General features: G+C 58.7%; 14 protein-coding genes and 1 tRNA gene. 10 read left to right on the forward strand and 5 right to left on the reverse strand.

The window, feature by feature from the left end; translation table 11 throughout:
- The first annotated feature begins 47 nt into the window (after window positions 1–47).
- From hflX to ACN19L_RS10240, 3 genes are all read left to right on the forward strand, one after another.
- Window positions 48–1,379 carry a GTPase HflX gene (hflX, locus tag ACN19L_RS10230; protein WP_426493381.1) on the forward strand — a complete coding sequence of 444 codons (1,332 nt, stop codon included), beginning with the start codon at window positions 48–50 and terminating at the stop codon, window positions 1,377–1,379.
- Between the two features lie 198 nt (window positions 1,380–1,577).
- On the forward strand, window positions 1,578–2,846 hold the full coding sequence (locus tag ACN19L_RS10235) for a M43 family zinc metalloprotease (RefSeq protein ID WP_426493382.1): 1,269 nt from the start codon (window positions 1,578–1,580) through the stop codon (window positions 2,844–2,846).
- Between the two features lie 248 nt (window positions 2,847–3,094).
- On the forward strand, window positions 3,095–4,804 hold the full coding sequence (locus ACN19L_RS10240) for a GEVED domain-containing protein (protein WP_426493383.1): 1,710 nt from the start codon (window positions 3,095–3,097) through the stop codon (window positions 4,802–4,804).
- A gap of 79 nt (window positions 4,805–4,883) precedes the next feature.
- Here the strand turns inward: ACN19L_RS10240 and ACN19L_RS10245 are convergent, their stop codons facing one another.
- Both ACN19L_RS10245 and ACN19L_RS10250 read right to left on the reverse strand, forming a co-directional pair.
- Window positions 4,884–6,740, reverse strand: coding sequence for a T9SS type A sorting domain-containing protein (locus ACN19L_RS10245; RefSeq protein WP_426493384.1), 1,857 nt, complete (start codon window positions 6,738–6,740; stop codon window positions 4,884–4,886).
- Between the two features lie 90 nt (window positions 6,741–6,830).
- Window positions 6,831–6,959, reverse strand: coding sequence for a hypothetical protein (locus ACN19L_RS10250; protein WP_426493385.1), 129 nt, complete (start codon window positions 6,957–6,959; stop codon window positions 6,831–6,833).
- Between the two features lie 329 nt (window positions 6,960–7,288).
- On the opposite strand from ACN19L_RS10250, the gene ACN19L_RS10255 reads away from it, so the two are divergent.
- The 4 genes from ACN19L_RS10255 (at window position 7,289) to ACN19L_RS10270 (ending at window position 11,812) form a co-directional block, all read left to right on the forward strand.
- Complete coding sequence (locus tag ACN19L_RS10255) at window positions 7,289–7,780, forward strand: SixA phosphatase family protein (RefSeq protein WP_426493386.1); 492 nt, start codon at window positions 7,289–7,291, stop codon at window positions 7,778–7,780.
- 142 nt (window positions 7,781–7,922) lie between these two features.
- Window positions 7,923–10,037 (forward strand): polyphosphate kinase 1, encoded by a 2,115-nt coding sequence (gene ppk1, locus ACN19L_RS10260; protein WP_426493387.1) that lies wholly within the window; start codon window positions 7,923–7,925, stop codon window positions 10,035–10,037.
- A gap of 189 nt (window positions 10,038–10,226) precedes the next feature.
- Entirely contained in the window at window positions 10,227–10,559 is a 333-nt protein-coding gene (locus tag ACN19L_RS10265; protein ID WP_426493388.1) for an ASCH/PUA domain-containing protein, read from the forward strand.
- 176 nt (window positions 10,560–10,735) lie between these two features.
- Window positions 10,736–11,812 carry an NAD(P)-dependent alcohol dehydrogenase gene (locus ACN19L_RS10270; RefSeq protein WP_426493389.1) on the forward strand — a complete coding sequence of 359 codons (1,077 nt, stop codon included), beginning with the start codon at window positions 10,736–10,738 and terminating at the stop codon, window positions 11,810–11,812.
- 132 nt (window positions 11,813–11,944) lie between these two features.
- On the opposite strand, the gene ACN19L_RS10275 is transcribed toward ACN19L_RS10270, so the two are convergent.
- A complete protein-coding gene (locus ACN19L_RS10275) occupies window positions 11,945–13,072 on the reverse strand; it encodes a DUF6268 family outer membrane beta-barrel protein (RefSeq protein ID WP_426493390.1) in 1,128 nt (375 codons plus the stop codon).
- Window positions 13,073–13,255: 183 nt separating this feature from the next.
- Window positions 13,256–17,170 carry a metallophosphoesterase gene (locus ACN19L_RS10280; RefSeq protein ID WP_426493391.1) on the reverse strand — a complete coding sequence of 1,305 codons (3,915 nt, stop codon included), beginning with the start codon at window positions 17,168–17,170 and terminating at the stop codon, window positions 13,256–13,258.
- A gap of 333 nt (window positions 17,171–17,503) precedes the next feature.
- Here ACN19L_RS10280 and ACN19L_RS10285 point away from each other — a divergent pair, with 333 nt between their 5' ends.
- A complete protein-coding gene (locus tag ACN19L_RS10285) occupies window positions 17,504–18,745 on the forward strand; it encodes a Pycsar system effector family protein (RefSeq protein WP_426493392.1) in 1,242 nt (413 codons plus the stop codon).
- Between the two features lie 89 nt (window positions 18,746–18,834).
- On the opposite strand, the gene ACN19L_RS10290 is transcribed toward ACN19L_RS10285, so the two are convergent.
- The gene (locus ACN19L_RS10290; RefSeq protein ID WP_426493393.1) at window positions 18,835–19,986 is read right to left on the reverse strand and encodes a DUF2652 domain-containing protein; all 1,152 of its coding nucleotides are present in this window, start codon (window positions 19,984–19,986) and stop codon (window positions 18,835–18,837) included.
- A gap of 136 nt (window positions 19,987–20,122) precedes the next feature.
- Here ACN19L_RS10290 and ACN19L_RS10295 point away from each other — a divergent pair.
- Both ACN19L_RS10295 and ACN19L_RS10300 read left to right on the forward strand, forming a co-directional pair.
- Window positions 20,123–20,194 (forward strand) — tRNA-Arg (locus ACN19L_RS10295).
- Between the two features lie 83 nt (window positions 20,195–20,277).
- A complete protein-coding gene (locus tag ACN19L_RS10300; RefSeq protein WP_426493394.1) occupies window positions 20,278–22,323 on the forward strand; it encodes a HelD family protein in 2,046 nt (681 codons plus the stop codon).
- The last annotated feature ends 24 nt before the right edge of the window (window positions 22,324–22,347 follow it).

Genomic DNA, 22,347 nt, shown 5'->3' on the forward strand with positions numbered 1-22,347 from the left:
TGCCGCTTGGCGGGCTTTCGTTTTACCTCCCGACCTTCCCACCGATTATGGCCAAAGAATCTAAACGCCGCCAGAATAGTGCCCGCCACCCCGGCCAAACCGATGGTCTGAAGTCCCGTGTGGCCCGCATTCTGGCCAAAGGCAACAAAGAAGCCACCTACGAAACCCAGCAGGAGGCCGAAACCGCCGTCCTGGTAGCCGTACCCGATAAGCGTCAGGCTAACGTCCGCACCCAGGAATACCTGGATGAGCTGGCGTTTCTGGCCGAAACCGCCGGTGCCACTGTTACCCAACGCTTTGTGCAGCGCCTCGACAAGCCCGATATCCGCACCTTTGTGGGTGAAGGCAAACTGGAGGAAATCAAAGCTTACGTGCAGCACAGCGGGGCCAGCATGGTCATCTTCGACGACGACCTCTCGCCCTCGCAGCTGCGCAACCTGGAGGCTGAGCTGAAGGTGAAGATTGTGGACCGTTCCCTGCTCATCATCGACATCTTCGCGCAGCGGGCCAAGTCGGCCACGGCCCAGACGCAGGTGGAGCTGGCCCAGTACCAGTACCTGCTGCCCCGCCTCACCGGCCTCTGGACTCACCTGGACAAGCAGCGCGGCGGGGGCGTGGCCCAGCGCGGCCCCGGTGAAACCGAAATTGAAACCGACCGCCGCGTCGTGCGCGACCGGATCAGCTTCCTGAAGGAGCGCCTGAAAGAGCTGGACAAGCAAAGCCACACCCAGCGCAAGTCGCGCACGGGCATGGTGCGCGTGGCGCTGGTGGGCTACACCAACGTGGGCAAAAGCACCATCATGAACCTACTGAGCCGGGCCGACGTGTTTGCCGAAAACAAGCTCTTCGCCACCGTGGATTCCACCGTGCGCAAGGTGGTGCTGGATACCGTACCCTTCCTGCTGGCCGATACCGTCGGGTTTATCCGCAAGCTGCCCACCCGCCTCATCGAGAGCTTCAAGAGCACCCTGGATGAAGTGCGCGAGGCCGACCTGCTGGTGCACGTGGTGGATATTTCGCACCCTTCGTTTGAGGAGCACATTGCCGTGGTGAACGACACGCTGAAGGACATTCAGGCCGCCGATAAGCCCATGCTGCTGGTATTCAACAAAATCGATCAGTACAATCCCGAAGCTGAAACCGAACGCCGCGACGATTTTGAGGAGATGAATGAGGATGAAGACGAGGACGCCCCGGCTCTGCGCCCCTCCCTGGAGCAGCTAAAAGCCACCTACATGGCCAAGCTCCACGACCCGGTAATTTTCATCTCGGCCAAAGACCGGGAAAATATCGACGAGCTACGGGCCCTGCTGGTGCGCCACGTGGCGGCCTTATCCCCAAACAACTGGTATACCCCTGCCCCGGAAGTAGAAGAGTAAGCCAGGCTGCAAAATGTTATCTACCTGAGCAGCAGAAAGCTCGGCCTACCAGCCGGGCTTTCTGCGTTTATAAATTTAATAATCCCAACCCTGCATTAAGTAATTCGTACTGATTCACACGATTTGTTGATAATTTATCAATAAACGGTATATTTAGCTTCCTTTTTCTCATACCCCTCTTCACAACCGCTCGCACGCATGAAAAAAACCTTTTACTCATTGTCTTTAGGAGTAGCTTGCCTGGCTTCCGCATCAGTATCGGCTCAGAATGGTCTGCGCGCTGTGCAGCCCGCAACCCAGCAACTGGCTGGCCGGGGCTGTGCCTCCATGGAAGTTCTCAACGACCAGTTGGCCTCCGACCCTACGCTGGCTCAGCGTATGGCCGCCATTGAATCCCAGACGGCCCGCTTCGTTGCCGATCCAGTGGCCAAGCGTACCACTGCCGCCGTGACCATTCCGGTAGTTGTGCACGTCCTCTACAACACCACGGCCCAAAACGTCTCGGACGCACAGGTACAGGCCCAGCTCGACGTCCTGAACCAGGACTTTGCCAAAACTAACTCTGACGCCTCGCTGGTTCCGGCCGCATTTGCCGGGCTGGCTGCCAATACCAACGTACAGTTTGCCCTGGCCAAGCGCACGCCCACCGGCGGCGCCACCAACGGCATCATTCACAAATACACCAGAACCAGTTCCTGGAGCAGCAACGACGCCGTGAAAAACTCCAAGCGGGGTGGCGACGACGCCTGGGATGCTACCAAATACCTGAATATCTGGGTGTGCAACCTGGGGCAGGGCTTGCTGGGCTACGCCCAGTTCCCCGGTGGCTCGGCCGCAACCGATGGGGTGGTAATTCTGTACTCGTCGCTGCCCGGTGGCTCGGCGGCTCCCTACAACAAAGGCCGCACGGCTACTCACGAGGTAGGCCACTACCTGAACCTGCGCCACATCTGGGGGGATGCCAGCTGCGGCAATGACCTGGTAAGCGACACGCCCACCCAGCAGACCAGCAACTATGGCTGCCCCACATTCCCCAAAGTAACCTGCTCCAACGGTCCGAACGGCGACATGTTCATGAACTACATGGACTACACTGACGACGCCTGCATGTATATGTTCTCCGCGGGCCAGTCCAGCCGTATGAATGCCCTGTTCGCCACGGGTGGTGCGCGCGCGGGTCTGGCTACCTCCAATGGTGCCACGGCTCCGCTGGTAGCCGGCACTACGGCTGAGTCGATGAAGTTGTACCCCAACCCCGCCTCCGACCAGGTCAGCATCCGCACGGCAATGGATACTCCCGCCAGCAACTGGACGGCTAGAGTGTACGACCTGCGCGGCTACGAGATGAAGCAAACCCGCACCTCCGACAATGGTACCCTAGACGTATCGTCGCTGCCCGCCGGTTTCTATCAAGTAGTGCTCACTGATGGTGTAAACGTACAGCACCAGCGTTTCCAGAAGCAGTAAGCGGCCAATGCTGCTGAAAACAACGCCCGACCTGCTAAAGCAGGTCGGGCGTTGTTTTTGGGGCACTATTTTAAAATGCAAAATTTAGCTTGATGAGCCGTTAATTTTTATCAACTATTCAATAAACATGAAAATCATTTAAATATTTTCAATAATTTGGCCGCCACGTTCCCTTTTCTCACAACCAACACACCTGTTTTACACGCATTCCACCTTTCTCAGCCACCACAACCACTAACACAGCCCGCATGAAGAAAACTATCTACTCATTTGCCCTGGCTTGCCTGGGGCTCGGTGCTTCTCTCTCGGCGCAGGCCCAGCTGACGCGGCAGTGCTCCACCATGGAAAACCTGGCCCAGCAGCTGGCTGCTGACCCGGCTATGGCCCAGCGTTTGGCCAGCATCGAAAACCAAACCCAGAATTTTATTGCCAACCCCGTTGCGCAGCGTACCTCGGCCGTTGTTACCATTCCGGTAGTCGTGCACGTGCTCTACAACACCGCCGCCCAGAATATTTCGGACGCTCAGATTCAGTCGCAGATTACTGTGCTGAATGAGGACTTCAACAAGCAGAACGCCGACGTTTCCAAAGTTCCTTCCGGCTTTGCCGGACTGGCCGCCAACGCCAGCATTCAGTTTGTCCTGGCCAAGCAAACTCCCACCGGGGCCGCCACCACCGGTATTGAGCGCAAATCAACCACTAAAACCAGCTGGGGCACTGATGATGCCATGAAGAAGGCCAGCACCGGTGGCCTCGATGCCTGGAACTCGGCCAAGTACCTGAACCTGTGGGTGTGCAACCTCTCGGGTGGCGTGCTGGGCTACGCCCAGTTTCCCGGTGGTGCCGCCGCCACCGATGGCGTAGTTATCCTGACTTCGGCCTTTGGCCGCGGGGGCTCGGCCTCGGCTCCGTTTAACCTGGGCCGCACGGGCACCCACGAGGTGGGCCACTGGCTGAACCTGCGCCACATCTGGGGAGATGCCAACTGCGGCAATGACCTGGTGAGCGACACGCCTACCCAGACTGGCCAGAACTACGGCTGCCCCTCCTACCCCAAAACCAGCGCCTGCTCCGGCAACGGCAGCTACGGTGATATGTTCATGAACTACATGGACTACACTGACGATGCCTGCATGTACATGTTCTCTACCGGCCAGTCCAGCCGCATGAACGCCCTGTTTGCATCTGGTGGAGCCCGCGTAGGCCTGACCACCTCGGTGGGCGGAACGGCTCCCGGCGGTACCACGCCCACTACCCCCACCTATTGCGCCAGCAAGGGTACCAGTGCTTCGTACGAGTGGGTTGATTTTGTACAGCTCGGCTCTATCAGCCGCAGCTCGGGTGCCAACGCTGGCTACTACGATGGCACGGCCCTGGGAACTACGGTGGCGGCCGGTTCGTCGCAGACCATCAGCTATTCAGCTGGCTATGCTTCCACGGCTTACACGGAGTACTGGAAAATCTACATCGACTACAACCAGGACGGTGACTTTATCGACTCGGGCGAGCTGGTAGCCAGCCGTAGCAGCTCCTCGGCCAGCACGCTCACCAGCACTTTCACGGTGCCCACCACGGCCAAGAGCGGCAAAACCCGCCTGCGGGTAGTGATGAGCGACGCTTCGGCCACCACCAGCTGCAACAGCTACAGCTACGGTGAGACCGAAGATTACAGCATCACCATTTCAGGTGGCGTGGCTCGTCAGAGTGGGGCTACGGCGGAGTCAGCTGGCTACCGCATCTACCCCAACCCTGCTACCGACGTGCTGAACATCGACGTTCCGTCGTCCATCGACCACAAAGCCGTGCAGGTTACGGTGTATGATGTGCGCGGCGCACAGATGAAGCAGGTAACCTTCGATGGCAACCTGCTGAACGTGGGCAGCCTGGCCAAGGGCGTGTACACCCTGCGCATTGCGGATGGCCAACAGGTAACGCATCAGCGCTTCATTAAAGAATAACGGGTCTGTTTCGTTAGACGCAAGAAGCCCCTTCTCCAGCGCGGAGAAGGGGCTTTTTTGTGGCCGCCAGGAAGGCCAATTACTTCATGAAACGCTGCACTACCGAACTGGTGACGGTTTGCACTTGCAGCAGGTAGCTGCGACCCGTGGGCAGGCTAGCCACCGGCACTTCCACTACCCGCTGCAAGGCTGGCAACGTACGTTGCTGCTGCCACACCACGCGACCAGTGGCATCCAGAATACGAAGCGTAATCGGACCCTTTAAGGCGTCGCGGAACTGAACTTGTAACGTGGCAGTGGCAGGATTGGGATACAAGGTAAGCCCTCCGAATGAGGAGTCCGTTACTACCTCCACGCTACTATAATGACCAGTGCCATCTATATCGAGCTGGTGCAGACGATAGTAGAGCAGGCCGGCCGGCGGCGTGGCGTCGGTGAAGGCGTACTGCTGCAGCGTGGTGCTGTTGCCTCGGGCCGCAACCCGGCCCACCGGGGCAAACCGCCGCCCATCTAAGCTGCGCTCCACTTCAAAATAGTCACTGTTGATTTCGGAAGCCGTGCGCCACTGCAAGGCCACGCCACCACGCTGCGCCCGGGCCGTGAAAGCCACCAACTGCACTGGCAGCAGCACAACCGGCGGCGTGGTAGCGCAGGCTGTGGCCGGGTCGTACGCAATCTGGATGGCGTTGCCCCGGGCCAGCAGCCCCACGGCGTAGGAGTTTACCAGCTTCTCGTTACCGGCGTTGGAGGCCCAACGGTGACTAGTAGCGGTAGTATTCCCTCCGATGGGGTTGATGTAGGGGTTCGAGAAGCTAGGCCCCAGCAAAGAGTCATTCCAGAAAATATAGTCGGCCGCGCCGTCGCTGCCCGGGCGGACATCCTGCACCGAAATACCCGTGGTAGGTGCCTGCTCACAGTCCCAGATGGGAAAGTTCACCGGGCCCACTCCACTCGAAAAGGTTACGCTCAGATTGGTTTGATTCATGGCCGTACCAGCGTCGGTTTTGCCATCCCACACAAAAGCATTGTCGCCGACGACGGTGGATTTTTCCAGCACGCGGTCCTGGGTCCGGTCATAGAGGTTGTTCCGGTCGCCATCAATAAACACTACGCCAAATCCGGCCTGGTCTACGTTCAGGGTGAAGGTAGTGACGCCACCGTTGCAGTTGGTTGTCACGGTCGGGTTGCTGGGGCGGGGCGTGGTGGGGTAAATAGCTACGTCGGGATTGTTTACGAATAGCTTGTATTCGGGGTAGCCGACGTTGCTGTTCTGGCTTTTGCGCTTGTCTTTGAAGTTGCCGGCTACGGTGGTACCCTGGCTGTTGGCCACCAGAATCACACCGAAAGGTTGGATGCCAGCGTAGCTTACGCGCTTCACGAAGAAGCTTTGGTTGTTAAAGTTGGGATTTGGAATCAGTGGGTAGAGCACAAACGACGTGGACAGCGCGTTGGTCCCGCCGGCGGCCGTGAACGACCAGTGTTGGGAGTACAGCCGGCCCAACTTCTCGCTGGTGGCATCGCGCACCGTAAAGTCCCACAGGTCGTACCAGGATTTGTTTTGCGTTACGCCCGTGGCGCTGCCTGCCGCATCGACCTCCATGAACTCTACCCAGTAGTCGCGCGCCGGGTCGGCAGCGGCCGAAGTAAAAACAAACGGGCTGTAGCCAGCAGCCGGGCTGGTATTGCCGGCCAGGTAGCGCGGACCGGCCGCGGCTTCTTCGGGCGTGGCAATGTAGCCGGGCTGGTTGGGAGCCAGGTTCACGGCTCCTTCCGTGCTGGTGGTCTGAGGCTCCAGATAGTGCGTAGAGGCCACCTGCTCGGCATTATTGCCATCCAGATATTTCACCTGCAGCCGCAGGCGGCCGTTATTGATGCTGGCCGCGTCGTTGGTGCGCACCCGCCGCACCCCGAAGTAGAGGGTTTCGCCCCCGTTCATGCGTACGTACAGGCGCTGGTCGGCGGGAGCGCCCGCCTTCAGAAAATATTTGGAGTTGGAGGTGGCACTGGTAACGGCCCCGTCGTTGTGCTACAGGTAGCCCACAAAGTTGTTGGTACCCGTGGCCGTGCCCCGAGTGCCAGTACCGGGCGTAAGATTTTTCGAGCCCTCGGCGTAGCCTTCCGGCACGGCCATTGCCAGGGCCGTAAGGGTTAGCATACAACGCACGCCACGCCGCAACCAGTCAGAATAGAGTAGGTTCATATGTACAGCAAGAAAGAGGAGAAATGCAGCAGAAGTAGCATCATTTTGAGAATAAGTTTCCCAAAGTGAGCCACAAGTTTACATGTATTTACATTAATACCCTGACTATCACCCAGAATCTTCACCAAACCGTAACAATTGGCTGCCCGTTCGAGGAATAACTGGCCGAAACCCCACTCATCAGAGAGTTGGCCGACTCGTGCCAAAGCAAAGTCGCCCTCACCCAAAACCTTTTAGTACTGCCTCAGTAAAGAAGCCTGCCTACCGTTCCGCTCCCAACTCCTATGAAGACCCTTTATTTAATGCGCCACGCCAAATCCAGCTGGAGCTTCGATGATCTGAGCGACAAACAGCGCCCCCTCAATGACCGGGGCCGCGACGATGCCCCCCTGATGGGCCAAGCCCTGAAGAAGCGGGACATCCGGCTGGATTTGCTGGTAAGCTCCCCGGCTGTACGGGCCATGAGCACGGCCGCGCTGGTTGCCCATGAGCTGGAATATCCGGCGGAGAAGATTGAGGTAGTGGAAACCATTTACGAAGCGACTGTGCCCGATTTGCTGACTGTTGTCCAGCAGCTGCCTGACTCGGCCGATTCGGTGCTGCTGGTGGGCCACAACAACACCCTCACCGAGTTTGCCAACCTGCTCTCCCCCAGCGAAATACCTGAAATGCCCACCGCCAGTATCGTGTGCCTGAAATTCAACACTGCCAGCTGGGCCCAGACTGACCGCGCCAACGCGGAATACTACTTCTTCGATAAGCCGAAAAATCAATAGTCAGTTGCCGGCTGTGAGTTGTCAGGCACTTGTTATATGTTGGCAGAATTCAGGCCTGACAGTTGATGACAAACAATGACCAACGGCGGATAGACCCCAAACAACTGACAACTGACAACCAACGACTGACGACCGACTACCCATGTCCGAAACCAAACAGGCGCAGCCCCGGCTGCTAAACCGCGAGCTGAGCTGGCTGACGTTTAACCGCCGCGTGCTGCAGGAAGCGCAAAACCCTGAAGTGCCCCTGCTAGAGCGCATTAAGTTTCTGGCTATTTTCAGTAGTAACCTAGACGAGTATTTCAAGGTACGCGTGGCTACGCTGCGCCGCCTGGTGAAGCTCAAAAAGAAAACCCGGGCCAAACTAAGCGAAGACCCCGCCGAGCAGCTCCACGACCTACTCCAGGAGGTGGGCCGCCAGCAGCAGGAATTCGGCGACACGTTCCGTAACCAGATTCTGCCCGGCCTGCGGGAAGAACACATCCACCTGATTTCGGAACACGACCTGAGTGAAGAGCAGCACCAGTGGGTGCAGCAGTATTTCCGGCAGAACGTGCAGGATTTACTCTCGCCCATCATCCTGGATGAAAACCTGCACCATCTGTTCCTGCGCGACCAGAGCGTGTACCTCACTTTTCTGCTCAGCCAGCCTGAGAACCGCAAAAAGCACGATGCGGAGCGGGTGGTAGCCATGGAGCTGCCAACCAAGCGCCACGGCAGCCGCTTTGTACGCCTGCCCGACGTGGGCCAGGAGCATTACGTGATGTTCCTCGACGATGTAATCCGGTGCTGCGCCCAGGAGCTGTTTCCGAAGTATCAGAAAGTGCAGGTGCACGCCATCAAGCTCTCCCGCGACGCCGAGTTGGATATTCAGGAGGAAGTATCGGGCAACCTGCTGGCTAAAATCAAAAGCAGCTTGCAGAAGCGCGAAACCGGCTTCCCGGCCCGTTTGCTGTACGACCCCGCCATGCCCAAGGAGGTCCTGCGGGCCGTGATGCAGAAAACCGGCATCGGTAAGGAGGAGCTGGTAGAGGGCAGCCGCTACCACAACTTCCGAGACTTCTTCGGTTTCCCCGATTTTGGGCTGGCCCGGCTACAGTACGCGCCTATGCCCCCGCTACCTCAGCCTACGCTGCCCCGCACTGGCCCCATGCTGCCTGCCATTGCCCAGCGCGACCACCTGCTGCATCCGCCCTACCAGTCCTTCGACTACGTAACCCGCCTGCTTACCGAAGCCGCCAAGGACCCGCAGGTCAGTGGCATCAGCATGACCCTGTACCGGGTAGCGGGAAAGAGCGAAGTAGCCAAAGCGCTGCTGAAAGCCGTGAAGAACGGTAAGCAGGTGACGGTGGTGGTAGAGTTAAAAGCCCGCTTCGATGAGGAAAGCAACATGTTCTGGGCCGAGAAGCTGCAGAAAGCCGGAGCCAACGTCATCTTCGGTATTCCTGACCTGAAAGTACACAGCAAGCTGCTGCTCATCACCCGTGCCGAAGAGGGCCACAACCAGCTGTACGCCTACCTGAGCACCGGCAACTTCAACGAGAAAACCAGCGAGATTTACGCTGACCACGGCCTGTTTACCGCCAACCCCGAAATCACGCGGGAGGTGGCCGAAGTGTTCCGCTATTTTCACGATCGGCAGGACAAAGCAGGGTTGTTCCAGCACCTGCTGGTAGCCCCTTTCGAGCTGCGCGAGAAGCTGGTAGCCCTGGTGGACGCCGAAATTGAGCGAGCCCGGCGCGGCGAGGATGCCTACATCATTCTGAAGCTCAATGCCCTGCAGGATGACCGCATGATTCTGAAGCTCTACGAGGCCAGTGAAGCCGGCGTACGGGTGGAGCTGCTCATCCGGGGCATTTCCTGCCTGATTCCGGAGCTGGCCGGCCAGAGTACCAATATCCAGCAGCGTGGCATGGTGGATCGGTTTCTGGAGCACGCCCGGGTGTACGTATTCGGCAATGGCGGCGACGAAAAGGTGTACGTGGCCTCTTCTGACTGGATGGCCCGCAACCTGGACCGCCGCGTGGAGGTGGCTTTCCCTATTCTGCAACCCGAACTGAAAGCCGAAGTGCGCCACCTGCTGGATTTGCAGCGCCAGGACAACGTGAAAGCCCGCGACTGGCAGAACAACTTTCTGGGCCACACTGCTGAAGCTACCGAAAAAGGGCGCATCCGGTCCCAGTTTGACACCTACGCTTATCTGAAAAGCCTCGCAAAGAGGTCCGCCACCCGTAAGCCGGGGGCACCCAAAAGCTAACTACTGGAACAAGAGTATATTACATCGGCCCGACAGGTAGCTACCTGTCGGGCCTTTTTTAGATGAAGGTTGTCAGTCCCCCTGAACTATCCGCCTCTATTATCCGTTAGTATTCCTTGCTTTGGATATTCAAGGCAATACGGCATGATTCTTTCTGAACATAGCCGGTTCACCTTTGCACTTCATGCCATGCCACATACCCTAACCTCCGCTGTTGCCCCGTCGTCCGTAGCCTCCCGGGCCCACGAGCTGAAAATATGGCCGACCTGCTTCGGAGCAGTGGCCGCCGGTTCCAAGCCTTTCGATGTGCGTCTTAACGACCGGAACTTTCAAGTAGGTGATGCCTTGCTGTTGCGGGAGTACGAGCCCGAAAGCGAGCAATACACCGGCCGTACCCTTGAACGATGGGTAAGTTACCTGATGCCGGGTGGCACTTTTGGGGTGGAGCAGGGCTGGTGCGTGCTGGGCTTCTCCGAGCATCCGCCCCTACCCGCCGGGGTGCATGATACCCGCCTGTGGTAACACTATTGCGCTCCGTGGTTTTTCTGCCCCTGCCTGATCTGGCCGGGGCTTTTTTTATAATGCCGTAAGGTAAAATTCCGGGCAAGGAGGCCAATACTTTATATGTAGGTACAACAACGCCCTTCAGCGTCGACGCGTACTGTGAATCATTCTTCTTCACAACCAATCCTACCTACATGGAAACAATTAAAGCCAAAGGCTACGGCGCGAAGGGCTCCTTTTTCAACGGCCTCTCGGAAATGGATATTGAGCGCAAAGCGCCCGCCGAGGATGAAGTTCAGATTGACGTGTTGTATTGTGGCGTCTGCCATTCCGATTTGCACCAAGTGAAAAACGACTGGGGCAACACCCTCTACCCCTGCGTACCGGGCCACGAGGTGGTTGGCCGCGTAGTGCGAACCGGTTCGGCCGTTAGCCGATATAAAGTAGGCGACCTGGTGGGTGTGGGCTGTATGATTGACTCCTGCGGAAGCTGCGAACCTTGCCGACACCACGAGGAGAATTACTGCGAAGGCCCGGTAAGCTTCACGGCCACCTACAACGGCTACATGAAACCCGACGGCAGCGGCTTTAATACGTACGGCGGCTACTCAACTACTATTGTAGTGAAGGAGAGCTTTGTACTGCGCATCCCCGAAAGCCTTAATGTAAAGGCCGTAGCCCCCATTCTGTGCGCGGGTATCACCACGTATTCGCCGCTCAAACACTGGGGCGTACGGGAGGGCTCCAAAGTGGGTATTGCCGGGCTGGGCGGCCTGGGGCACATGGCCGTAAAACTGGCCAAAGCTCTGGGCGCTGAGGTAACCGTACTGACCACTAACAAAGATAAGCAGGCCGAAGCCGTGCAGCTGGGCGCCAGCCACGTGGTCCTCACCACCGATGCCAAGCAGCTGGAAGCCCACGCCCTCAGCCTCGATTTCATTCTGGTAACCATCCCGGACGCCTTCGAGCTGAACGACTACGTACCCTTGCTCCGCCGCGACGGAGCACTGGTGACGGTGGGTCTGCTAGGCGAGTACAAAAAGGCACTCAACAACATGGAAGTAGCCCTGCACCGCCGCTCCATTGCCGGCTCACTTATCGGGGGCATCCAGGAAACTCAGGAAGTACTGGATTTCTGCGCCGAACACCATATTCTGCCCGAGGTAGAGCTAATCCGGATGCAGGATATCAACAAAGCGTTTGACAAACTGAAAGATGAGCAGGTACGCTTCCGCTACGTCATCGATATGGCCTCGCTGAAGGAAGAATAGCCGTCCACCATCAGCAATAGAATTGCCCGTCAGCGGCGTATTCATAACGATTTGCTTTCACCAAGAAGCCCCCGTTGCGTACGGCAACGGGGGCTTCTTAATGAATGGCTGTGGCTAGTGCCGCGTTATTTGCTACTTGCTTACTGTTTTCTTGAGGAATTTGCGCGGAGGCACAATGAACAGCTCTACTGAGGCATAGGGAGCACCGGCCAATTTGGAGTCAATTATTTTGGTCCGGTCGTTATTCGTGCGGTCGAAGGCATCGAAGGCGTAGTTGTAGCGGTAGCCGCCTTCCAGCCCAAACCAGAGGAAATCATAGATTTCCCGCTCCCAGCGTCCTCGGAATTTAACTTCGGTTTCGCGGAGTTCCAGGGTACGTAAAGCAATCTTATCGGCCCGGCGCAGGGGCTCCCGCAGCTTGATGATGTAGTTGAAGCCATCTACGGAATACCCGGCAAAGAACAGCGACTTGGGCGAGGCATTGTACCGCACTGTAATGCGGGCCGGGAACAGGGCCTCTACGCCCCACCGGTCGTTGAAGGTACGGTTGTAGAGCACCGCCGGGTAGATACTCTGCCGCCCGAAGGTATAGCCCAACTGCAGGCCCACGCCCCAGGAGAAGGTAGGGCTGCGCTTCCAGCCGTACAAAAACTCGGAGGATACGCGTAGGTAGTCGCTCACGTTCACTCCCTGCGACGTATAGTCGCCGCTCAACTCACCCTTCACCCGAAAGATGTACCAGTTTACGGCATTTACCGGCCGAATGATGGCCAACTGAGCCCCCAGAGTTTTCAGGCCCTTATCCTCAATGTTATCGTAGAGTTCGTAGCCGGTGGGGTATTGCCGGAATTTAAATTCCTCCCGCTCGTAATTCACACCGAGCAGCATTTTCAGGTGGGGGCGGTTCCAGAATGGAATATAGCCCTTAATCACCAGGCGGGCATTCTTCTCCGCCTGCGACTTATAATCCTGCAGACCAACGGCCTGCCCGTTGGAGGCAACATTGAAGCGGGGCATTCGCTCATAGTGAAAAATCAGGCCTTTGCTGGGCCCCATGCCGATAACGGAGGGCGTGGCAAACTCCTGGTCGCGGCCCACTTGGTCGGCGGCGGTGGTATCGGAAACGGGCGGGGCGGGCGGCGGGTACACGGGCGGTGAGGTAGGCGTTACCTGCGCCTGGGCTACAGAGGCCACCACCGCACAGAAGCCAACAGTCAGGGGCCGGGCGAAGCGCCCAATCAGCGTCAAAGAAAGGGGCATAGGAAGGATTGAGGGGATGCGTAAAAACGACAAAAAGACGTCAGGCTAGCCTTAACGTCTTTTCGCGAAAAAGGATAAGCGAAGGAAAGGTGAAATTGTGACGTGGTGAAGTAGTGGGCCTGCAGGCGCGGGGTACGCAGGCAGCACGTCAATTCATCGTTTCACAACCTCACAACTTCCCCCTTAGAACAGGAAGTCAAAGCCGACAAACACCAGCTTCTCCTCGCCTACCGAGTAGGTAGCGTTGATGACGGCCTGCTTCAGCACATCTACCCACACGCCCCCACCCACGGCCGTGTGGAAGGCTTTCAGGCCGGTTTGCGTGTCGCGGGAGGTATATACCCGGGCGGCATCGGCCAGGCCCAGAACACCGAACTTACCGGGTACCAGGTAGGCGTTGAAGGTGAAGAGCTGCACGCGTACCTCGGCGTTACCGTACACCGACGAGCGGCCGGCGTAGCGGGTACGGCGGTAACCGCGCAGGTTGGTAGTGCCCCCCAGCGTATTAGCCTGAAAGAAACGGTAGTCGCCCAGGTTGCGGGTAGCCCCAATACGCCCGGCCCAGGTGAGCTGGAAAGGGAAGTTGGGCGAGAGGTAGGCGCGGAATTCGGTAGCCAGCCGGCCGTAGCTCAACTTCTCATCGTTAAGCTGGCGGTTGTACTCCACTGAGTTATACCAGCGCAGCCCGATACGGGGGTTTTTAGGTGAGCTAGCCGCATCCAGATTCAGGTAGGCCTTACCGCCCAGGTAGCGGCTGGTACCAAAATCGGAGGCGCGGATACCGGCGGCGGCGGTGCCGTCCTGGCCGTTGCCGTTGGCATCGAGCCCCAAGGCTATTTCGTTCCCGATGCGGCCCCGGTCAATGTGCCACTGGTCGTACTGCGGGCCAAACCCAAATTTCAGGAAGCTGAACAGGTCTTTTTCCAGCATTGGGGCCACGTACAGCCGCGAGAAGCGGATGCGGTACAGCTCATTGATGTCCCGGTTGCGGGCCGGACCGTCGTCATCGTCACCGGCCAGAGAGTTCCTGGTGTCGTTACCCAGCCCGAAGAAGTTGTACAGCAGCTGGGGCCCGTAGAGCTGGGCCGTAAGACGCAGGTCCGTCTTGCCGAACACATCTACAAAATGGCCCAGGTAGCGCACATTGTAGGCACTCTGGGAGGGCGAGTAGTTGGCGGCCAGGCTCTGCTCAGTGGCGTAGGGCGCTTTACGGAAACCGTAGGTGCGGTACACCGCGCCGCCACCCACAAACACCCGGTCATCAATATTATACCCGAAGTAAGCAGTGGGCCCGAAATAGTTCAGGGTGTAATCCTTACGGTCGGAGCGGGTGTGCACATCATAGCGGCTCACATCAATGCCGGGCTCCAGGCGCAGGCGGGTATCCTTGCCGGGTACCAGCACGTTGCCCGAGTCGGCGTCGTACACGTGCAGGCGGTGGCGGAACCCGGCCACGTTGGAGCGGTCCACAATGGAGTCCCGGTCGAGGCCCCCAATGATGCGCACCAGCGGGCCCCGCTTCACGTCACCTTTCACCTCGTACTGGTCCTCGCCGGCAAAACCGTACAGACGCAGCTCCTTGGTTACCTTGTTATCGAAGGTACGGTCGAACAGCATCTTGGTGAGCTGGCCTTCCTTGTTGATTTTCTGAACAGTTACGCGGGTTTTATCGTCGGGCAGGCGCTCCACCACAAACCGTTCACGCTTCTTGGAGCCTTTCACCTCCGTTACCTTACTGAGCACCTCATAGTAGTCGGCGGCCACTTCAGGCAGCAGGTCGCGGCGGCTTTTCAGCTTGGCCATGATTTCGGGGCCGTGCAGGTCGTAAATCTGCTTGGGCCACCGCTCCTTGAAGGCTTTGTCAATCACCTCATCGGTGAGGCTGGCTTTCAGCTCCTCAGCCTGCTTTACCCACTGCTCTCTGGTCACGGAGGCCAGGTACACCCGGTCATTGCTCAGGGCCGTCAGGTTCAGGCCCTTCCAGTCGGCGTAGTCCTTGCCGAAGTTCTGGAAGTTGCGGATGGCCCACTTGCGCGAAGCCAGGTAGGGAAATAGCCCGTCGCCCTTAAAGAAGGCCACGTCCCGGTCCTCGGGCACGGCCGTGAACTTTCGGTCGCCGTCCTTGTCCTTCTTCTCGGCCCAGCGCCACTGGTCCTCGTGCCGGTCCCAGTCGCCAATCCACATATCAAAGAGGCGGGAGCGGGCAAAGGCTTTTTCGTTGACGCGGTTGTCGTTGTCGTCGGTGATGCGCTCAAATACCTTGTCGGTGCCCACCAGGTTTTTGGCGTTGCCCAGGCTTTCCACGTTGCTCTGGTCGTCCTTGGCATCTTCCTCAATGGCCCCCGGCGTATTGCCGAACCGCTCCAGGTACTGGCCCAGCAGCGGGTCCTGCGGAATGTAGCGCAGTTCGGGGTTGGTGTGCAGAATACCGGCCGCATCGGCCAGAGGTGGTATTACAATGGAGTTGAACGGGTGCTGGGCCGAAATCTGGTCCTGCAGAATATCGGCCGCCGCGCCGGTGCGCAGGGCTTCCGGTAACACGGCCGAGGGGTCCTTGTTGAGGCTGCGGATGGTAAAGTTGCGACCTTCCTCGTTGCGCACTTTCAAGGAAGCCGTTTGCTTACCACCGCCAATCTTATACGGCGTGAGGCCACCTTTCTCGGTAGCCAGGTCCAGCACCGGAAACTTTACCGGCGTAGCCCACTCCTTGCGGTAATGCTCCCCGAACAGAAACTTATGAAAGTTACCCCGGTCGTCGTAGCCGGGGTTTACGGCCACCGTCACGGTGGAGTCGCGGAAGTTGGGGCGGGGCCCCGTTACCTTAGCCGGGCCTTCGGCCACCACATCCTGGCGGGCGTACATGGGCGTGCGGTACACCAGACGGCCGGTTTCGCCCACCCCATTCGGGATGTAGAATTCCGTCCATACCTCCCCATTGTCATAGTAGTTCACGCGGGCAAACCCTTTCTCTTTGTCCGAGAACAGGGCATCACCGCCCGAGCCGGGCTTCACGTGCTGGGTTTTGCAGCCCGAGCCGCTGACGATGTGGTTGAGGTTGCCTTCCTTGAAATACTGCAGGTTGTGCTCGTGGCCCGCGGCGTACACCACGTTCGGATACTTCTGGAAAATCTCCAGCAGCCCTTTCTTGTACGCCTGGTACAGAGGGTGAGCAATGTCCTGGCTTACCCCGCCGTACTTGCGGGCAAACGGATAAATGGAGCCAATAACCGGCAGCGGCACAAAGGCATACTTATACACGATGCTGAGCGGGAAGAAATGGTCGCCCAGCGTAAAGTAGCCCCCGTGAATACCATCGGAGAACAGCGGGTGGTGGGCTACCACCATGATATTCTTGCCCGCGTTGCGCTGAATGATGTCCTCAACCTGGGTGAAGAAGTCGGTTTCGTTGGCGACGCCACAGCCGCTGTTGGCCCCATAGGGCCGCTCGCCGGAGGTTTGCAGAAACCACTGCGAGTTGATGGCAATCAGCACCAGATCATCCTGCAAGCGAATTTCAACCGGCCCGGGACAGGCGTCGCGGGGCAGGAAGAAGTCGCCGGTGTAGGGGAAGGCAGCCGAGTCGCTCTGCAGATAGTTTTCCACGAAAAACTGCTCCCGGTTTACCTGGTCCACGGCCCCGCGCTGGCCCTGTTTCCAGTCGTGGTTGCCCGGAATCATGTACTTCTCGCCCTGGTAGTCGCGCAGTACTTTCAACTGATCAACGATGCGCTGCTCGGACACTTTCCGGTCATAGGCCTTCTCCTCAGGCATGCCGTACTCGTAAATGTTGTCGCCGAGGTACACGGTAGTGCTTTTGGCCCCGGCGGCCAGAATCTGCTTGCGCAGATAGTTCAGGGAAGGCTCCCCGCCTTCGGACTCAAGCACGGGCTTGCCCACATCCCCAATCAGGAATACGCTGTACCGAATGCGGGTGCTGTCGGGTGGGGTTTTTGCCTCCCAGTTTTCGGCTCCTTTACGGTAATTGGGCCGGGTGGGGTGAGGCACTTGGACTTTCGCTTTTTGCTGCGCCAGCGCCGCAGGAGGAGCAGCTCCAAGCACCGTCAGCAGCAGACAACAGGACAGAAAATGTCTGTTCATATTAAGAGGAGGGAAATAGCACAGAAATACGCCTGACGACCGAAGCCGACACAAAGGAAGCGCAATACGTGAGCAATACGGCAATCCGTTGGCAACGGCTATGCGCACCGGCCACGACCAGCCGTGCGGTGCCGTACGCAAATTGCCCGCGTACGGTTGGGCTCAGGCCGGGCGGAACTTCAGCCAGAAGTTTTTCCGCGAAATGCTGGTACTTCGCAGGAAGTAACGCCGGCCTGCCCCGGCAAAACCAAACCGGCCTACAACCCGGGGCCACAAAACGCGTTGTAAGCGGCACAGCTCGTTGCTGCCATCTTTCCGTTCTTTTTTACCCTGATGGAGCCTACCCTTACCCAAAAGCCCGCCAAGGCCGAAATTATTAAGCAAGCTAAAGCCCACGTGCAACAGCTGCTGGAGGAAAAACTGCCGGCGCAGCTCGTGTACCACTCGCCTGCCCACACGGCTACGGTAGCCAAGGAGGCCCGCGCCCTAGGCGAAGCCGCGGGCCTGTCGGCACCCGACCAGGAGGCCCTGTTGCTGGCTGCCTGGTTTCATGATACAGGCTACATTGATACCTACGACGGGCACGAGTTCCGGAGTGCCGAGCTGGCCGGCGAGTGGCTGACCCAGCAGGGCTACCCTGCCGAGCGGGTAGCCCTGGTGCAACAACTCATTAAAGCCACCCACCGCGACGCCGCCCGCGAGACGGAGCTGGAGCAGCTGTTGGTGGATGCCGATATGAGTAATATGGGCCGCGACGACTTCTTCGCCAACGGGGAACTGCTACGGGCCGAATGGGAAGCCACCCTGGGTAAAACCTACTCCAACTCCGACTGGGCCGAAAATCAGCTGGCTTTTCTCTGCGCAGGTAAATACTATACCAAGGCGGCCCGGGAGCGGTACGAAGAACAGCTTAAAGACAACATCAAGGATCAGCGCAAGCAGCTGAAGAAAACCGAAAAGAAAAAGAAAAAGAAGCAGGAAGAAGCTACCGGCACCTTCGCCGAGCCCAAGCGCGGCATCGAGACCATGTTCCGAACCATGTACAGCAACCACATGAAACTCTCGGACATGGCCGATAAAAAAGCCAGCATGATGATTTCGCTGAACGCGGTGCTCATGTCGCTTATCATCACCTACTTCGGGGCCAAGCTGGGCAGTAAATCGGCGGCGCTCAATAACGTGGGGCTTATTCGCAATCCGGTGGTTGCCGTGCCCATGGGCATTCTGCTGGCCACGGCCCTCGGGTCGGTTATTACGGCCATTCTCTGCGCCCAACCCGATGTAACCAGCTTTAAGTGGCTGAAGCGCAGCCCTCAGATTGCCACTAACCGCCGCGTTAACCTGTTGTTCTTTGGTAACTTCAGCAAGCTCAGCCTCGACAACTTTCAGCAGGGCATGACGGAAATCATGGGGCAAAAGGATGCCCTGTACACCAACATGGTGACGGACATCTACTACCTCGGCGACGTACTCACCAAGAAATACCGCTTACTACGCCTGAGCTATACCATTTTCATGGTGGGCCTGATTCTCACTGCCCTGTCCTTCGGCATTGCGTTGCTGTACAAGGCATAGTAATCAGGTAGTCAGGTGGTTGACTGATTAAGATGACATTTCTTCTTAATCAATCAACCACCTGACTACCTAACTACCCGACTGGCCCTTTACCGCTCCCCCAGCAGCCGGGCCAGTTGCTGAACAGAGCGGCCCAGAAAGCGGTGCAGCCGGTGTAGCTGCCCGAACCGGACGAGGCGGTGGTTGCTGGCCACATGGCCATAGCGCAGCTCCAGCGTAAGCAGGCAGCGGTCTAGGTCCACGGCTTCGAGGCAATAGAACAGCAGGGCGTTGGGAAACAGCCGGAAGTGAGAAATCTTTTCCACGTAAGTAATGCGGCCTTCCTCATCCTCCAGGCACTGTACCGTTTGGAAGTCAATCTGTCCGCTGAATACATCCACCTTGTAGCTGGTGCCCAGACGGCCGGCTTTGCTCACATCGTAATGGACAGCGGTGGCCCCTTCCATCCAGCGGGGGCGCATCCGGAAGTTGCTGATGACGCGCAGCGCGTACGGTGCGGGCACCGGCAGCACCCGGCGTATTTTCAGGGCGCAGCCGGGGCGCCCTTCTTCCTCCGAGGCAGTCGGGCTGGCCAGCAGCAGCCGTAGCGGCGAAAGATGGGCGTAGTAGTACGGGGCCTCCCCAATGTGTTCGTAATACGTAGAGCCCGGCAGCAGCCGCGTCCAGGCAAAGGCCCGGGCCAGTGCCCCCGCCGCCTGCGTGCCGGTGTAGCCCTCCGACAGCAGGATGTACTCGGCTCCGGCAACGTTGTTTTTAAGCAGCCGATGCACTACAATCACGTCGCGGCCCATAAGCTTGGTGTGCTCCCGGATGCGGGCCACGCTCACGCGGCCGTAGTGCACTACAATTTTCAGCGTGAGGGCCAGCTCATGCAAAGAGGCGGCCAAGGCCGAGCCCGTATCCCGCTCCACTAGGCGCAGGTAGTTCTGAAAATCGAGGTAGATGCGGCGGCACTGGCGTACCAGCTCCTCGGCCGAGGGAGGCGGGCCCAGCCGGTAAAACAGCACCGCGTCGCCCTGGATTTCGTTTACTTCCAGGTCCAGAATATTGGCTTCGATGAGAATTTCCAGTAAGTCGGCCACCAGAAAGGGAGCCTGGGGGTTGCCGGATTCCTCAATGAACCGGGTAAAGCCGCTGATATCGGGAATGAGCAGCAGGGCAGGCTGCTGTCCATCGGCGGCGGAAGTTGAGGCTGACCCGGCTGCCCGGCGCTGGTTCCGCAATTCATCCAAAACACCCATATACCCGAAAAAAGCGAAGATTCTGAAATAGCCGCACGAAGATACCGGGACCCGGCCCGGCTTCCTATACGCGGAGCCCGGGCCGGCCGGTTTGGGCAGCCCGGGCTTTCGGCGTAGCTTTGCATCCGAACACTTTGGCTGCGTAGTTCAACGGATAGAATAGGCGTTTCCTAAACGCTTGATATGGGTTCGATTCCCGTCGCGGCTACTTGAAACCCCGTTTCTGAACCGGAAACGGGGTTTTCAATTTCTCAGGTCATAGCAGTAGCAACGCTACGTAACAGGCGGCACGTGATAAACGCAACGGAACAGGAAGAGCGGGCATATCTGGAGGAAATGAAGGAGCGGCTGGCCGTGGCTATCCGGCGCGTGGATGAGGCCGTGCGCCAATATTCCACCGAGCTGCGCCAGAAAAAGCAGTACCTCTACGAGCACCAGTCGGGCCTGGATGAGGCCGATATGGTGGCCGCCGGGCAGTCCATCGACCGGATGGCGTTTACCGGTGAGGCCTCGGTGGCCCGCAAGCGCCGCCTGTTCAAGCTCAGCCAGTCACCTTATTTCGGCCGGGTTGATTTCACGCCCAAGGGCGGCACTACCGTGCCGGTGTACATTGGCGTGTACGCCTTTGCCGATGAGCGTCAGAACGTGATTTTCGACTGGCGGGCCCCCATCTCCTCGCTGTTCTATGATTTTGAGCTGGGCCCGGCCGCGTATACCACGCCCGCCGGCGGCTCGGTAGCGGGCCGCATCGACCTGAAGCGGCAATACCGCATCCGCGACGGGCGACTGGAATACCTGCTGGACAGCGGGGTGAACATCCACGACGACGTGCTGCAGCAGGAGCTGGCCAAGTCCTCGGATGATAAGATGCGCAACATCGTAGCCACCATTCAGCGCGACCAGAACGCGGTGATTCGCAACGACGAGGCCTCTGTGATGGTGATTCAGGGCGTGGCCGGCTCGGGCAAAACCTCCATTGCCCTGCACCGCATTGCGTTTCTGCTCTACCGCCACCGCGACACCATTGCGGCCCGCAACGTGCTCATTCTCTCCCCCAACAAGGTATTTGCCGACTACATCTCCAACGTGCTGCCCGAACTGGGCGAGGAGCACATTCCGGAAATGGGCATGGAAGAGCTGGCCGCCGAGCTGTTGGAGCCCGGCTACACCTTCCAGACGTTTTTTGAGCAGGTGGCCCGGCTGCTGGAGCAGCCCGGAGCGGGGTTTGTGGAGCGGCTGCGTTTTAAGTCGTCGGTGGAGTTTCTGGGCCAGCTGAACCAGTACCTGCTGCACATCGAAAACCACTACCTCACCTTCCAGGATATCCGGGTGGGCCGTACGGTGGTGCCGGCGGCGGTGCTGCGCCAGAAATTCAGCACCTACCACCGCGTGCCTCTGCTGAAGCGCTTTGCCCTGGTAGCCGTGGATGTGCGGGCCTACGTGCGCGACGCCGTGGGCCGCAAGCTCACCAACGGCGAGAAAAACAGCATTGAAGACAGCCTACGCCGGCTGTTCCGCTTCCGGCACGTGCCCGAGCTGTACCGGGACTTTTACCAGTGGCTGGGCCGCCCCGAGCTGCTGAAGCTGGACCCGCACCGCCTGCACCTGGAGTACGCCGACGTGTTTGCCCTGCTGTACCTGCGCATCCGGCTGGAAGGCCTGGGCGGCTACGAGCAGGTGAAGCACCTCATCATCGACGAAATGCAGGACTACACGCCGGTGCAGTACGCGGTGCTGGCCCGGCTGTTCTCGTGTCGCAAAACCATTCTGGGCGACATCAGCCAATCGGTGAATCCTTACGGCGCGTCCTCGGCGGATACCATTGAGCGGGTGTTTCCGCAGGCCGAGGTGGTCAGCCTGCTGCGCAGCTACCGCTCCACCGTCGAAATTACGGCTTTGGCTCAGCGCATTCTGCCCACGCCCGGCATTGAGCCCCTAGAGCGCCACGGCCCCGAACCCGCCGTGCTGGCCTGCCCCGACGCGGAAGCCGAACAGGCCGCCATCCGGCAGGTAGTGGCCGATTTCCGGGCGTCTGGCCGGCAGTCGATGGGCGTTATCTGCAAAACCAGTCGCCAGGCCCGGCAGCTGTACCAGTTGCTGGAAGGCCCCGGCGTACACCTGCTCACTGCCGACTCCACCTTGTTCAAAGAGGGCGTTATCATTGCCACGGCCCACCTTTCGAAAGGGCTGGAGTTTGATGAGGTGCTCGTACCCTTCGCCTCGGCCCGAAATTACCACACCGAGGTAGATCAGCGCATGCTGTACGTGGCCTGCACCCGGGCCATGCACCACCTCACCCTCACGCACACCGGCGAGCTGACCACCTTCCTGCAGTAAGGGTGAAGTGATGAATGGCCATCG

The organism is Hymenobacter sp. 102, assembly GCF_049949205.1.
GTDB lineage: Bacteria > Bacteroidota > Bacteroidia > Cytophagales > Hymenobacteraceae > Hymenobacter.